The organism is Cytobacillus sp. T106 (genome assembly GCF_040492155.1).
In the GTDB taxonomy this organism is placed as follows: domain Bacteria; phylum Bacillota; class Bacilli; order Bacillales; family Cytobacillaceae; genus Bacillus_AB; species Bacillus_AB infantis.
In genome coordinates, this window is record NZ_JBEUMK010000002.1 from 334,603 (window position 1) to 349,809 (window position 15,207).

Annotated in this window: 13 protein-coding genes and 1 pseudogene; 5 read left to right on the top strand and 9 right to left on the bottom strand. The window is 45.7% G+C overall.

What is annotated here, in order from left to right; genetic code table 11:
- The first annotated feature begins 168 nt into the window (after nucleotides 1-168).
- Nucleotides 169-570 carry a hypothetical protein gene (locus ABU165_RS06100; protein ID WP_318059769.1) on the top strand — a complete coding sequence of 134 codons (402 nt, stop codon included), beginning with the start codon at nucleotides 169-171 and terminating at the stop codon, nucleotides 568-570.
- A 3-nt stretch (nucleotides 571-573) separates the two neighbouring features.
- Here the strand turns inward: ABU165_RS06100 and ABU165_RS06105 are convergent, their stop codons facing one another.
- The 5 genes and pseudogenes from ABU165_RS06105 to ABU165_RS06125 form a co-directional block, all read right to left on the bottom strand.
- A complete protein-coding gene (locus tag ABU165_RS06105; protein ID WP_318059770.1) occupies nucleotides 574-3,402 on the bottom strand; it encodes a DEAD/DEAH box helicase in 2,829 nt (942 codons plus the stop codon).
- Nucleotides 3,395-5,017 (bottom strand): SWIM zinc finger family protein, encoded by a 1,623-nt coding sequence (locus ABU165_RS06110; RefSeq protein WP_318059771.1) that lies wholly within the window; start codon nucleotides 5,015-5,017, stop codon nucleotides 3,395-3,397. The genes ABU165_RS06105 and ABU165_RS06110 overlap by 8 nt, the downstream gene beginning before the upstream one ends.
- Before the next feature lie 205 nt (nucleotides 5,018-5,222).
- Complete coding sequence (locus ABU165_RS06115; RefSeq protein WP_318059772.1) at nucleotides 5,223-6,008, bottom strand: DUF4309 domain-containing protein; 786 nt, start codon at nucleotides 6,006-6,008, stop codon at nucleotides 5,223-5,225.
- A gap of 104 nt (nucleotides 6,009-6,112) precedes the next feature.
- On the bottom strand, nucleotides 6,113-7,054 hold the full coding sequence (locus ABU165_RS06120; RefSeq protein WP_318059986.1) for a hypothetical protein: 942 nt from the start codon (nucleotides 7,052-7,054) through the stop codon (nucleotides 6,113-6,115).
- Nucleotides 7,028-7,696 (bottom strand): annotated as a pseudogene (locus ABU165_RS06125) (C39 family peptidase); the annotation flags it as partial. The gene ABU165_RS06120 and the pseudogene ABU165_RS06125, both read right to left, overlap by 27 nt.
- Nucleotides 7,697-7,992: 296 nt before the next feature.
- Between ABU165_RS06125 and ABU165_RS06130 the strand changes: the two are divergent.
- The 4 genes from ABU165_RS06130 to ABU165_RS06145 all read left to right on the top strand — a co-directional run bounded on the left by ABU165_RS06130 (nucleotide 7,993) and on the right by ABU165_RS06145 (nucleotide 12,166).
- Nucleotides 7,993-9,378, top strand: coding sequence for a S41 family peptidase (locus tag ABU165_RS06130; RefSeq protein WP_318059773.1), 1,386 nt, complete (start codon nucleotides 7,993-7,995; stop codon nucleotides 9,376-9,378).
- A 150-nt stretch (nucleotides 9,379-9,528) separates the two neighbouring features.
- Nucleotides 9,529-10,275, top strand: a complete 747-nt coding sequence (locus ABU165_RS06135) for an NUDIX hydrolase (protein WP_318059774.1) — start codon at nucleotides 9,529-9,531, stop codon at nucleotides 10,273-10,275.
- Nucleotides 10,276-10,397: 122 nt separating this feature from the next.
- Nucleotides 10,398-11,624, top strand: coding sequence for a hypothetical protein (locus ABU165_RS06140; protein ID WP_318059775.1), 1,227 nt, complete (start codon nucleotides 10,398-10,400; stop codon nucleotides 11,622-11,624).
- Between the two features lie 5 nt (nucleotides 11,625-11,629).
- A complete protein-coding gene (locus tag ABU165_RS06145; protein ID WP_318059776.1) occupies nucleotides 11,630-12,166 on the top strand; it encodes a signal peptidase I in 537 nt (178 codons plus the stop codon).
- Nucleotides 12,167-12,187: 21 nt separating this feature from the next.
- Here ABU165_RS06145 and ABU165_RS06150 read toward each other — a convergent pair whose 3' ends face one another.
- The 4 genes from ABU165_RS06150 to ABU165_RS06165 form a co-directional block, all read right to left on the bottom strand.
- The gene (locus ABU165_RS06150) at nucleotides 12,188-12,985 is read right to left on the bottom strand and encodes a lipid II flippase Amj family protein (protein WP_318059777.1); all 798 of its coding nucleotides are present in this window, start codon (nucleotides 12,983-12,985) and stop codon (nucleotides 12,188-12,190) included.
- Between the two features lie 184 nt (nucleotides 12,986-13,169).
- A complete protein-coding gene (locus ABU165_RS06155) occupies nucleotides 13,170-13,451 on the bottom strand; it encodes a hypothetical protein (protein WP_318059778.1) in 282 nt (93 codons plus the stop codon).
- Nucleotides 13,451-14,200, bottom strand: a complete 750-nt coding sequence (locus tag ABU165_RS06160; protein ID WP_318059779.1) for a hypothetical protein — start codon at nucleotides 14,198-14,200, stop codon at nucleotides 13,451-13,453. The genes ABU165_RS06155 and ABU165_RS06160 overlap by 1 nt, the downstream gene beginning before the upstream one ends.
- The gene (locus tag ABU165_RS06165) at nucleotides 14,200-15,186 is read right to left on the bottom strand and encodes an Ig-like domain-containing domain (protein WP_318059780.1); all 987 of its coding nucleotides are present in this window, start codon (nucleotides 15,184-15,186) and stop codon (nucleotides 14,200-14,202) included. The genes ABU165_RS06160 and ABU165_RS06165 overlap by 1 nt, the downstream gene beginning before the upstream one ends.
- Nucleotides 15,187-15,207: the final 21 nt, after the last annotated feature.

The following is a 15,207-nucleotide window of genomic DNA, read 5'->3' on the forward strand; positions in this document are numbered from 1 at the left end:
ATGTAAAAGCTTTCTTTTCATTCATTATAAGTCGCTGCAAGCTCCTGTTGTTAGAAGGAATTTTGTGGTAAAAAATTCCTATATTTCTTTATATTATTGAAGGAAATTGCAGGAATATGTCGAAATAACAATTGGAAAAGATATCCCAAAAAAAAGGAGAGCGAATGAATGGAGAAAAAACAAAAGTATATGCTGTACCTTCATAAGATAGACACAAAGGAAATCAAACTGGATTCTGAGCCCTGCTTCTTTGATGCCCTCCAGCTATTAAAGCCGTATCAGGCAAACTGTTATGGCCAAACTCCTCTTGAACAAAGCACCTCCGGACACTCCTGCAGAACCAGCGATATCCTATTGCCTCTTCACAACAGTGATAAGCTGACAGATCAGCCAGCCTTGATTTACGAAGGAAGCCGACGCAGCAGCTCTCTTTCTTTCTGCATGCCGAATAGGACTATGCGGACGAAGGTTGCTTTTGCCATCCAAATGCCTGACAGCCGTGTAAAAAAGAAAGAAAAAAGTCCGCTGCCATCTCTTGCGGAGTACAAAAGACAGAAGCGGACCCTATAATATTTATGCCAAATGTACAAGATCGCGAAGATCATCGGTGGACAGCTCCGTAATCCAGCTTTCGCTCTGGATGACCTGGTCATTTAATGTTTGCTTTTTCTCGAGCATAAGATCAATTTTTTCTTCCAATGTTCCCGTGCAGATCAATTTGTGCACGTGGACAAAGCGTTCCTGGCCGATCCGGTAGGCGCGGTCTGTTGCCTGGTTTTCAACCGCAGGATTCCACCAGCGGTCATAGTGGATGACATGGTTCGCCGCTGTCAGATTTAATCCGGTCCCGCCGGCCTTCAGGGACAGAAGGAAGACAGGGAACTCCCCATCCTGGAATCGTGTGATCATGCGGTCGCGCTCATTCTTTGAGACACTCCCGTTCAGGAATGGCACATCAATTCCGTGCCGCTTTTTCATGATCTTTTGGATCATATGCCCCATTTCAATATACTGGGTGAAAATGAGGCAGCTTTCCTCCTGCTCAAGGACGGCATCGACGAGCTCGTTCAGCTTTTCAAGTTTGGATGACCGTTCCAGCAGATGCGAAGGCTTCTCTTCCTTCAAGTAAAGTGCAGGATGATTGCAAAGCTGCTTCAGGCGGCTGAGCAGCTGGAGAATAAGCCCTTTGCGCTCAAAGCCTGACAGTTTCTCAATCTCGGCAAAAGTGTCTTTGACCAGCTGCTCGTAAAGCGATGCCTGTTCTGCGGTCAGCGGGCAATATTCCTTCTGCTCAACCTTATCCGGCAAATTCAAGGCAACTTCTTTGTCCTTCTTCGTCCGTCGCAGGAGGAAGGGGCGGATGATTGCCTGGAGCTGCTGGACTTTTTCTTTTTCATCTTCCTTCTCGATCGGAAGGATGAACCGTTTCTGGAATTGCCCGAGGCTGCCGAGATAGCCATGATTGGTAAAATCGAAAATCGACCACAGCTCGCTGAGACGGTTTTCCATCGGCGTCCCGGTCAGGGCAATATGATGCTTGCCGCGCAGCTTCCGGACTGCCCGGGACTGCTTGGTCTGCGCATTTTTAATATTCTGGGCTTCATCTATGCTGATCGAGCTCCAGGTGACAGCCTCGAAATCAGCCAAATCCAGATGGGTCAGTCCATAGGATGTCAAAACAATATCTGCTTTCTCAGCCTCTTCCGTGAACATCTGACCCTTCAGGCGATTCTGTCCATAATGGAGATAAACCTTCAGATCAGGGGCAAATCGTTCAATCTCTTTTTGCCAGTTGCCGAGCACCGACGTCGGGCAGATGATGAGAGAGGCACCATCTTGTTCCTGCTCGCGAACCTTCAATAAATAAGAAATGAGCTGGACGGTTTTTCCGAGCCCCATATCATCAGCGAGAATGGCACCAAATCCGTATTTCCTAAGGAATAACAGCCAGCTCATCCCAAGCTGCTGATAGGGACGGAGTTCGCCGTGAAGTGCTTCCGGCGGATCAGCGAGCGGGATATTGTTCACTTCGCGCAGCTGCTTCACCATCTGCTTCCACTGGCGGTTCAATTCAATCTGGATACGGGCGAATGCCTTCGGATTATCCAGCTCGTCTTCGGAATCATCTTCTCCTGACAGTTCCTGCTCAATCAAATCGCGGACATGAAGCCCCTCTTTTTCCGCTTTCTTCATCAAATCCTGGATTTGGCGGATAAAGCCGTGGTCAAGCTTGATCCAGCGGCCGCGAATATACACTAGGCGGCGCTTTTCTTCAACCAGCTTATTGAATTCATCCTCTGACAGCTCGACTCCGTTCATGCTGAAGCGCCAGTCATAATCAAGCATCGCCTGCAGGCCGACAAAGGAAGGGCGGTGGCTGCCGGAGGTTCCTTTTACCTTAGCCTTCACCTTCATGCTCGCATTCTTCATCGCCTGCCACCAGGAAGGGAGGAGAATCTCAACGCCAAGAGCAAGCAGTGTTTCGCTGGCTTCTGTCAGGAAAGTCCAAGCTTCATCCTCTGTCAGGCGGGTGGAGATGCCACGGTCGCCGTTCAGCCATGGAAAGACATTGATCCAGCGTTGCTGCTCCCGTTCAATGACCTCCTGATACTTCATCCAGCCGCGCGGATAGTTGCTTTCATCCCGGTAATCGACAAACAGATCGGGATCCTTTTTTCCTCGCAGAAAAATAGACAAGTCCCAGAAGCTGTCGATATCAGCAGGCTCTTCAAGCTTAAGTCCGATTGTAAATGGGACATCATTTTCCTTCAGCCCGATCCATTCCTGCCAGCTTTCTTCGTCAAAATAAGCAGCCAGCTGGCTTGGCGCAATATCTTCATTCTGCAGGCTGTCTATTTTTTTCCCGAACATTTCTTTCATTTCTTTATTGCGGTTCAAATAATCATTCAGAGAGCGGTCAAACCAATGCTGGACGAAGGCTTTGACAGAGCGTTCCTCTTCTCCTTCATCAAGGGGACGCTCCCAGAAGGAATCATCAAACTCGTAAAGAACATTTTCAGGCAGCGCCCAGTGAAATTCATTCCGCTCCCAAGCCTTGAAGTCAGGCACCCACTCTTTTTCAAGAATGGATTCCTCAAGCGCATGTCCGGCAGCCAGGCAGATCTCGGCCGTTTCGTCCCAGTCCCATTCGATCAGGCGGTTGAACTGCTCGTTCGCAAACAGCGTAGCGAGCTGCCAGCCGTTGACCAGGAGGCCGGGGGCGCCATCCAGCTCAGCCGGTGCAAGCATCGTCCCGAAAAAGCTTTCCTTATGATTGTTGAACAGCAGGTTCTGCCATTCGTTTGGTACCATCCACTTATCGTGCTCATCAGAAGCTCCAATGAAAAAAGTATCTTTATCATATTGTTGGACGTTCACTTTTATAAAACGTGTTTTAAGCATCGATCAGCTTACCCCTTTTGCATTCTTCATGAAAAGCACGCAGCCGCCTGGTCTTTTCAAGAATCATTTCCAGAAAAAGCTCCCAATCATTCTGCCGCTTTAATTTCTTATAGATGGTCCGCAGTTTCTTCATCTTACGGACAGCCTCCCGGTAATGATCCCGGCTCTTCATGTTAATATGGCCCTGCACAGACTGATGATAAAGTCCAAGCAGGATTTCAGGCTCGGATTGCTGAATCCTCTTGATCCGCTCTGAAGGTAGCATGCTGATATCAAAGCCGATATAAGCCTGCAGCTCTGCCCACTTTTCATAGTTTTCCTGTTCAAAAAGAACATCCTCATATTCCCGGTAGCTGTACGGCAGCGTCTGGATCATGGCTTTCTCATACAAATCAGGCCTCCGCATCTCGCCGGTATAGGGGCGCAGTGCCTTCAAAGCCGTCCTGGAAAAATCCATGCTGGCATTATATTCATTGTTCCAGCTCAGATACTCCTTCAGCCGTGAGACAAACACCTCAGCAAACGGAGCCATCCGCTTCCATTCCTTAAGGGCGGTGAAATAGTCGAGCCAGTATAACATATATGGCGTCATCTCCGCGTTAGGGACCTGGATATTCCGCATCGCATCTTCATCCTCACGAAGAAGGATATGAAGATGGGTCACCCCGACAACCAGGGGCATTGTCGTCTCCTCCTGAAGGCCGTTAAGCTTCTTGACTTCCTCTTCCCGCCATTCTTTGCTTTTAAAGAGATGGGTCCAGAGCAGACGGTAGAGGTGGGCGCGTTCATACTCAATCTCGAAATCGTTCGTCAGAAGCTCCGCTGTTTCCTCTTTCAGCTTCCCGATGAACTGATCAAACGCAAAGGGCACAGACTGGACCGTCAGTTTGCCTGTAATGTCAGCCGCTTCTTCGGTCATCTGATGGAAGAGATGGCGGTAATAGCGGTTGATCGTATCTTCGAAATAGCCGAGCTCCATGCTTAGGGAGATAAGCTTTTTAAAAGAGACAATATGCGCAATCAGCATATAAAGGAGCCGCCATTCCTGCTCGACCGGGGCCGCCGCCCTAAGGCGCCGCAGATGGACCTGGAACAGCTCTGCCATCACATAGGGCTTCGGGTCACCCTGGCCCCGCAGGATTTTATCAAAGCTTTCTTCAAATGAAGATTTCCAGTTATCATAATCCGGCTCTTCCTGCTGTTTGTTCGCCTTCAGCAGATCCCTTGCCGTCTTTAGCCCTTGCAGGGCCGCCGTCTTCGTCTCCTTGACCGGCTGGCGCCAGTCATTGAGCCAGGCGGCCACACTGCTGCCCTGGGACAAGAGATAGAAAAACGCAGCCATCCGGTGTCGGCAGAACCCTTCATGGGGACAGGAGCAATCACTATGGTTAATGAAGTCAAGATCAAGCGATACCCTCGCGGGAGTCACATCCTGGACCACGGCCGTAATCTGGTCACCCTCATACTTCAGCTGATGCACAAGCCCCTGATGATACAAAAGCAGGCCCTTCTGGACCACCTTCTGATCTTCCTGGTCCTCCGGCCTCAGCAGGCTCTTCAGCTCGCCCGCAGCAAACTGCAGCCCCTCCAAATACCGCTCAGGAATCTGCGCCATTATAATCCCCCCTATACTTTAACCCGGCAAAAACCGGATGAAAAAACACAAAAAAGCACATAAAAATAAAAACATCCCGACAAAATACATATTCCTTTATTATACCGCATTTAACGGGAGTCTAAAAGCAAACGAAGAAGAGGGTCTGACCCCTACGAAAGTAGGGGTCAGACCCTCTTCTTCTATCAATTAATTAATTAATTAATTAATTAATTCTCTTCAGTAAAATATTGTTAAGCTGCGAATCTTTTCCTTTATCAAAGGTAAAGTACATCTCGTAGCCGCCTCGCGTATACTTGATCGTCCAGAGACCATCCTTATCGCTTATGCCCTCCCAGTCAGGCTTGCCGACCCGTTCCCTGATCATATAGGGAGTAATGGGGGCGAGATAATCATTGAACCATGAGATCGCATGGACATTCTGGTCATACGGGTAATAGTTATAATAGCTGTACTGCCCAAACCTCTGGGCCAATGCATCGTTTTGATATTCAATCGATACAGGAACTTTCTTGTAATAATCAAAGACCTTTTTGATATCGGTGGTTCCGTCGATGGAGAACGGCTGCCCCTTAAAGACGCCTTTTTCCAGCTGGGTGAGGATATTGCCATCAAAGAATACTACCCTTGCCAGCTGCATCTTTTTATGGGTCGAAGGGGTTTCATATTTAACAGCTGCCGGATCTTTCTTGATAAAAAGGCCAGCCCCCAATCCATAAAGCCCGCCATGAACATCCTGGTACTGATACACCCGGAACTCACTTCCCTTAACCCTGGAGCCCCCGGGCAAAAGCTTGCCATCACTTGACAGCTTATAAAGAGGGGAATCCTTCAAAAGAGTAACTTTCCCGATCTGTGAAGGAATCAAAATCGTTTTCCCCCAAGGAACCCCGATCAGCTCTGCTGCTCTGGCTGGAGAAGAAGAAGGCATAAAGAGCAAACCAAAAGACAATACAGCAGCAATTCCCAATAAACTGATTTTTTTAAACATAATGACCTCCCAAATAAGTATATGTACCCTAAATCTATACCTCTAATCCTATGCATTTAAACTGGGGTCAGACCCCTACTTTCGTAGGGGTCTGACCCCAGCCTTTACTTTAACTCCGCCAGGAATCTCTCCCGAACACCAGCATCCTTAATCTGCCCAACAACAGCCTTCAGCTCTGCCGCCCGCAGATTATACTCTTCAGGGGCCACCTTCGCCTGATCAAGGGCTTTGAAGTCATCCATCATCATTTTCGCTGTAACTGTATAGCGGTGTTTCGCCATCATATCCTCTGCCGGCTTCTTATAGGCAGTAAGCACAGCCTCCCGCGTCGATTGTCCATAGACTCGATACAAAAGAACCGCATTTTTTCGGACTTCTGCAGACAGCTGGTGATACTTCGCTTCACCTGCATCCCCAAGCGGGTCGGCCATGACTGCAGCATCCATGGAATGAGCCATATCAACAAGCTTCTTCCCGGAAGTGACAGCATCAATATAGCCGACAGCCCGCTTATAATAAGTCATAACATCTGCATTCAGTTCATTCTGCAGCGCCTGTTTCTTTGCCGCATCCCCGACCCGGCCGATGGCAGCCTGTGACAGATTCATATATTCCTTCGTTTTATTGAAATAGGTCATATTTGGATAACCGGCCACATCACCAGGGTATTTGCCTTTCCGATAATCCGTCTGGATCTCCCACTTCAGACTCCCTGCATAGGACTTCGCCGCAGCCAGGACCTTCTGTGCATCAGCCACAGCCCTTTCCTGCAGCATGCTGGAAGGAGGTGTCTCATAACGGATAAAGCCAGACATATTGGTAACGTAGCCTCCGCCGCACAGTTTGTACTGGCCGCCGTATTTCCCATCATAGCCGCACACCTTAAGAGTTTCAAATGGCTGCAGCACACGGCCAGCCTTCAGCCCGGTGCTTGTCCGGTCCCAAAGCGTAATCGGCTTCATGATGGTCAGCTTGCCAATCTGGCCAGCCGAAAGTTCTTTATCCCAATCCGCCTTTGGGATGGCCGCAATCGCCTGGCTGCCCATCTGGATCCAGGAAGCCTCGAAATTTTTGCGCGGAACAGCGCGATTCTTCTTATTATATAAAGGATCATTTATGTAGACATATTGGCTGTCATAGCCAGTGACAAGAACAGAATGTTCTTTGTATGTAATCTTCAGATTGCCGCTGGAAGTATTCCAGGTCTGGAAATAGCTGCCCGGCAGCTGCTTGAATTGTGTATTGGTGATGACCCAGACAGGACTACCCATATCGATTGCCTTATAAATGGCAGAAGGGCTGCTGCCTGTAAAATCAACCACTTTCCCCGGCAAATACTTATTGGCCAAATCGAAGATTGGTCCGTGATAGACGCCCAGTCCCGGAAGGCCATATGTATACATATTCCCTACAAATCCATCGTAAGGATTCCCGTAAACGCCATTCGTCTTGAATGGCACCTTTTTCACTTCCTTGGCCAGCTGCATTTTACCGATGTTCACACCCTGGTCCTGAAGCAGCATGCTGAGACTGGTAACCTCGCAGCCTCTCGGAAGCTCGGGCATTTGCTTGATGTGCGGAGCATCCAGCTTTTTAGCCGAAGCCTCTCCGTCTGCCACCGTCAGTCCTGTCAAAAGCAGCACCGTAAAAATTAAGAATGATAGAGTTTTAACCTTCAATGTATACATCCCTCCACAAAATAAAGTTATAAATCCATATCCTTTACCCAGTATATCAGTGGGGAAACGTGTCGATTTTCCTTATTTCTGCTCAAAGAATAAGATAGGAGAAAAGGCACTCTCAAGCTGTAATATGAATGGAGGTCCCAGCTATATTACAGCAGGCAAACAAAAGGGAGAGTTTTCAACTCCGCCAAGTATCAATTAAAAAACTTCAAGATTAAAAAGACCTTGTCGAAAGCTATCAAATTTTGGATAATCATACTAAAATAGTCATATATCAACCTAGTGATGGAGGAAAAGAATTGAAACAGTTTAAAACAGCATTAATGTCTTTGATGGCTTTCCTGCTGGTGTTTTCCGCACAGCCCGCATCAGCCGCAGAACCGCTGGATGAAATCAGGCAGATCATAAGTAATTACTACGTAGAAGATGTTCCGGATCATGTTCTCGAGCAGCCTACAGCAAAAAGGATTACAGACTATCTCGATCCATACTCTGTCTACATGTCCACTGAGGAATACGAAAGATTCTTCAATACCATTGAAAGAGAGCTTGTCGGGATAGGAGTGACATTGGAAGAAGATAAGGCTGGCATAAAGGTTCTTTCTGTCATTGAAGAAGGTCCGGCACAGAAGGCGGGGCTTGAAGCAGGGGATATCATTACCCATGCAGGAGGCCAAAGCCTGGCAGGAGAGTCTGTGCAATTTGCCATTTCCTTGATCTCCGGAAAAGCAGGCACCGCGGTGGAGCTTTCGATAATAAAAGCACAGACAAACGAGAAAATAACAATTACTATGACCAGAGAGGTCATTCACTTGCCAAACACAGAGACCGCCATGCTGGGCGGCGGTATAGGCTTCCTGAGATTGAACAGCTTTGCTGAAAATTCAAGAGCGCAGATTGAAGCGGCAATCAAAAGCATGCCAGCGGTAAAAGGCTGGATATTCGACCTCCGCAACAACGGAGGCGGTCATGTAACGGCAGCCCAGGAAATAGCCGGCTTCTTTCCTGGCGTAAAGGATGCTTTCCAGCTCCGGGATAAGAGCGGAATTGAAGAAGTTTATAAAGCCATACCGCAAAAGGTCCACTTCACAAAGCCAACCCATATACTGATCAATCCATATAGTGCCAGTGCCTCTGAAATGCTTTCTGCTTCTGTGAAGGAGCAGAAGGGAGCTGTACTCTACGGACAGAATTCATTCGGAAAAGGCTCCATGCAAACCCTGTTCGCCCTGAGCGACAACAGCTTTCTTAAGCTCACAACAGCCCATTTCTATTCACCAAAAGGGACGGCAGTCAACAAAATAGGTGTGAAGCCAGACGTGATTACAACAGAAAACGAGGAGCTTCAAATTTCCCACAGGGATCAGCTCTTAGCACAGCACCCAGGCTATCTAAAGCTGCCTGCGCTCAACAACGTACCAGTAACAAAAACCTTTAAAGTGGCCATGAACATGGATATGAATTGGACCGGCCTCAGAACGGACGACGTCCAGCTCATTCAACTGGGCGGCCAAGAAGTGGCGGTCGAAGTAAAATCAAATGACAAGCGCACCATGACCATCACGCCGAAAGCAAAGCTTCAGCCAAAAGGCCAATACCTGCTTCTCATCCATCCAAAATGGACAAGCAGCACAGCCAAGAAGATGGCAAAGGGTATCTATCTAGAGATAAAAGTAGGGGTCTGACCCCTACTTTTTACCTAAAATACCGGCAAGGGACGTATCTATTGCCGGTCTTTTCCTTTAATTGATTTTACTGGAAATGAGCAGGAGCCTTCCTGCTATCTGTAGAATATTACATAAGGGATAATAATAAAATGGAAAATGGTGAACACAGTGAAAGAAATAAAGATTCAAGCCATGCCAGAAAAAGTGATAGTCGAATACGTTGATAGACCATTGAACCTTCCTGAAGCAATCCGTAAGAGCCAAGAGGAATACTGGCAAAAAAGGACAGAGGAAAACCCCACACTAAAAAACGGTGTTATTTATTGCATCGGAGAGGCCGAGCACTCTTCGGAAAAACTTCATATACAAGTACAAAAAACAGATTATATGCATTATCTATATACCATCAACCATCCTGGTTGTGATTATCCGTGCAGAGTTATCTATACATGTGCGGCTGTGCATACTAATGATAGCCATTTTATTTTCGGACAGATGAATAAGCATACCTCGACACCTCACCGTCTGCAGTTTGCTGGTGGAGGAATTGATGAAACAGACCTGAACGGCACCTGCTTTGACCTGGAAGAAAATATTAAAAGAGAAATCCAGGAGGAAATGGGGCTGAACCCCGAGCAATACCGGATTCGCCCCATGTACTTGAAGAGCGGTGGGGAGTATGACCATTGGGCTGTCATATTCGAGTGCAAAACTCAATTAAATATAGAACAAGTTAAAACAGTATTCGAACAGCACTCAATCGCCATAATCAAAGAGGGGAAGCAGCCTGAATTCAGCGAACTGATTATACTTCAAGATAATCCTGATACCATAAGTAAGTTCGTCAAAGGGAACACCCAGCCAAAAGTCGACTATCTAGTGCCTTATCTTTCATCATCTTTAAGTTTACAATAGTTCTATATAAAGAAAAAACTGTTGAATATTTGACCTGTTGTTGTATAATTATAGTATTATTAAGGAAAACAGATATTTTTTGCACTAGTTGTTCTTTATAAAGAATAAAAGGAGGGGTGCTCATGGATCCCAGGTCTGTACGCATTAAGAAAAGGCTCGAGGAAAAAAGAAGGCGGTTAAGAAGAGTGTTTACTTCAGGCATTGCTATTTCTTCTATATTGCTCGGAAGTACAAAACTGACGACTACAACTTACGGAGAATTTAATGATTCGGAAGAGCAGGACATTGCGATTGAAGCATGTTTAATCTTCCCTAGTTACATAGAAGAACAGAAAGATAAGGCAGAAGAGCTGGCAAAAGAAATGGAGGAAGTGCTTGAAGAGGCCTTGGGTACAATTGAGGAACTCAAAATTGAGGAATTCACCAAAAAAGCCGGTGAGATAACAAAAGATACAGAAGGGGAGGCTGCCCCTCCATCCTCATCAGTACCTCCAGGCGATTCATCAACCGTTGAAGGTTTGAAGGCCATTCAGGCTCAGGTGTCATCTGAAATTACAGCGGCTGAGAGTGAAATTCAAGTCAATACAGGCAAGATAAGCCAAATTAATGAGCTAACAGCAGACCTGCAAGCCTTGCAGACGGAGCTGGGAACGATAGCTGGCGAAGCGCTGCCTAAAGTAAAAGAAGACATCCAAAATAAAATAGACCAGTTTAAAGAAATTAAGAAATTTATTGAAGAGGCAAGGGAACTGGTAGAATTGCCATGCGCGTATGATCCTGACTTTTTCCCAATGATTTTGAAAGCTTTAATTGTGATTGAAGGAAAAAATGAAAAGAACACAGAGAAAATGGAAGAAGCAATTAAGCAGACTGAAGAGCAGGTAAAACAATTCGAAGAACAATCCAAACAATTTGAGGACAATATCAAGTCACTTGAAGCGGCAAATGAGAGTCTCAAATCAAAAATAATAATCCTTCAGCAGGAGATTGCAAACATCGACACCCAAATCCAGCAGCTCATTGAAAAACAAAAAGAAGAAGAACGCCTCAAAAAGCTGAAGGAGGAAGAAGAGAAGAAAAAAGAAGAGGAAAAGAAAAAAGAAGAAGAACAGAAAAAGTTAGAGGAGGAAAAGAAGAAGGAAGAGGAAGAGAAGAAAAAAGCAGAAGAACAACAGAAGAAAGAAGAAGCTGAAAAGCCAGGTGAGGATAAAGGCAACAATGAGCAAAAAGAAGGGGAACCAGCTAAAGAGGAATCACAACAAGCAGAACAGCCTGCCCAGGAAAAACCCGCTGAAGCTGAGCAGCAGCCAGAAGCTAAAGAAAGCAGCACAGCAGGGCAACCGGATTAATAGGGATGCTTAGATCTCTATATTACAGTTTTCTCACTCTATCAATTGTTATTATCTTCTCCCTTCTTTCATCCAAACTAACAGGAGAAGACCCAAGCCTGTTTGGCTACGAAGCCAAACAGGTCTTATCCGGTTCAATGGAGCCTGTTATTCCAACAGGCTCCATTGCCATTATGAAAAGAATACATAACTCTGGAAGGCCTAAAAGCAGGCATATCATTACCTTCACAAAAGAAGACTATTCAGTAACTCATAGAATAGTCCACGTAAGTAATCAGGATGGTAAGATGTCATTTGTAACAAAAGGGGATAAGAATCAATTCCCTGACAAGGAAGCAGTCCAGCCACAACAAATCACCGGCGTCTACACAGGCATAACCATTCCTAAAGCCGGCCGGCTCCTTGATTTTATAAACACCAGTACAGGGACAATCTTCTTTTTCATCTTCCCGGGACTGTTGTGCCTGCTATATGCCGTTACCATCTTTAAGCCAGTATCAATCCGAAAAAGGGATATAGTGGCACATAAGAAAGAAGGCTAGGTACTTAGTAGGGGTCTGACCCTAATTCAAAACCCCGCTAACCCAAGCAATCCAATAAGCAGCAGGCAAGAACAGCAGCTGGGCAAGCAGTGTTCCGCAGAAACGAGAAATCATAAGCCAGCCGTACATCTTAGCCATATTGTCGGCGCCCCCTTCCTCAGTGAGTGCTTTCTCAGTCAAAAGCGCGATACGAGGGTCGAGAACCAATGTCAGCAGGATTGTTGCAAACCCATTAATCAGCCCTGTAGCCATACTGGAAGCCGTGGAATGATCGGGACTTACAAGCGAAGCATACAAAGCTGAAAGAATCCCGGTCGTATAAATAGCCGTCACAATCATATTCATCAGCATGATCCGCTTCGGAATGCCGCCGACCCTCAGTCTCTCGAGCATTTGAAACCTGGGCCGCCTCACATAAGAGCCGGTCTTTTTCAGCTTGCTTATATTAGTGGCACTGACCAAAGCAAACACTGAACCCTCAGCCTCAAACCGCTTAATCACAAAGATCGCCAGTTTTGTAAAAGTAGGAAACAGGACAATGGCCAGAAGTGTACCTGCAGAAGCACTAAGCAGAACAAGCCGAAAAGTCCCCTCCACATTAATTGCCTCGTTTACCCTGGCACTGTCAATGACACCGCCAAGCAGGGGAGCCTGAACAAGGTTGGAAGTTCGCGCAACAAGCAGCACTATCCCCGTAAGCGAGAGCGACACAGCAATCTTTCTCAGCCTCACACCGCCAAGGCGGATGCTGTAAGCGAGCGTCTCGCTTGTATGTATAATGATCGTAAACAATATGATAGCCACTAACTTAATATCCAAAAAACATCACCACACCTTATCATTCCCAAAGCAAAAAAAAGAAAAAGCCGGCAGCAGAGAAAATCTCTGTACCGGCTAAAAAGGGCAGAGCGATCTGCCAAGTTAGGTAAGCACCAGCCATGGACCATTCACTGCTCAATGTACCAGTGTCATATATTAAGACGAGGCACCCCCAAAAAAAGTTTCATTTAATCTCTACAATTTTAAAAAGATCTTCGCTTTTCTCCTGGCTGCCTGAAGGTTCCGTAGGCTCACTATCTTCATTAGACTCACTGTCTGCAGGACTCTCAGAAACCGCATCTATTTCAGCTGGTCCGGAAATTGCTCCAGCTTCAGTGGTTTTACCTGTGTTTTCCTTATTATCAAAATGTGAAAAAATCAATGGCCAGATAGCCAGGTTCACCAATATCATGGTAAAAACGAACATATTGATCATCATTAATTTGTACGGTGATTTTTTCTTCATTATGGAATGCTTATCTCCTTTGTTTCCAGTACCTTTTTGGACATACTGTATCCCTTAATCAGGATAGTATCGCCTGGCTTCGCTCCAGGCTTATAGAGGAGAAACTGATTATTTCCCTTATAATCCAGCTCAACGGAGCCTGCTTTTACACTTGTCACCTCATCGCTGACAGTCACAATAATTTCAGCAAAGTGTTCATGCTGCTTTACCTCGGAATTCAGAATAAACTTTGGCTTTTCTTCATCCTTTTCACTGCCTGCATCTGCAGGCTCTTTATTACTGGAGGAAGATTTACTCGGGCTATTGGATCCAAGCCCCTTGCTTGTCCCGGCAGCTTTACTTGCCTCAACCGCCATAGCTTTGGCTGCTTTTCCACCCTCCAAAGCAAAAGGAACAATTGTATGCTGATTTAAGTAAAGTTTCTTTCCTGACCGAAGATTTCCCTTAATATGCAAAAAATAGGTTTTATCCAGTGAATAAGGGGTATTAGGGGAAATGTTGAGCTTGTTACCCTCACCCAGCACGTTCAAGGAGGTGTCAATCCGCTTTCCAATATGATCAATAATGTACACGTTTTCCTTTTTCACTGACCCCAAATTTATAGGGTGATTGAAGGTGACGACCCAGCTTTTCCGGGGATCGCTGATCACTCTCTCATCAAGACTGACCTCTTCGGTAGCTGCATAGCTTCTTAGGCTGATAGGAATTAAAAGAATTAATAGGATCAATAATGTTTTTTTAACAGACATTATCTATCCACTACCTGTACTTTTAAATCACGGATATCATGCTCGCTGAGAAGAGTGCTGAACAGCTTATCATCTGATAACAGTTCATGGAAAGATATCACGGCTCCATCGGTTTTGTATTTATAAGAATCACTGTATTCCGTTATGACTTTTTCAGCTGCGGAAAACTTAATGATTTTTGTATCTATCAACTCGTTGGCCCGATTAAAGACTTTAACCCTCACATCGTAGAAATCTGGCATCTTAGAAAATCCAACATCAAAGGTAAAAGTATTGTTCTTTGACTTAGCTTTGATGTTTGGATCGGCGGTCACCTTGCTCGCATATTGATGCTTAAGAACCTTATCTCCCTTCATAATATCAACATGAACATAACCCACATCCTCTGGTTTAGTAACAACATCTATATTGGTAATACCATTCGTGGAAGACTGATCTTCCTGCAGTGATCCCTGCTTCTTATGCAGCACGGTTACTTCATTGATATATTTTTTGGGAGCCACGGCCATGATCTGTCTGGGAGAGTAAGCAGCCAGAAGGTCCTTTAGACGCTTTTCATTAATGACCATCAGTTCGTAAAAGTCATAGTAATTCGTTCTAAAAGAAAAGTTTAAATTCTGATTATATTGCCCGTTCGCAAGTTCAACAGAGTTTCCGGACAGGCTGACAAAGTAAGTCTTATTGAAGTCCAATGGTTTGCTGAGAATAATTGAAAGCGTATTCCCGTTTTTTTTGTAGGCATCTACACTTAAAGGAAGGTACACTCCGTTTTCATAAACGGTGATGCTACTGCTATTTACGTTTCTGACTGCGGCATTAAATTCAATCTTTATGTCCGTATCGACTGGCACAAACTGATCATTGGATGAAGGATAGGTGTGCTCAACTGATGGAATAGTCGCTGCATATCCTTTTGCAGTATGAAAAGAGATGACAGCAGTTCCAATTAAAACTAGGGTGACAAAGAGGTTTAATCCTTTTTTCATAGTAATCCACCTTTTCTTTCC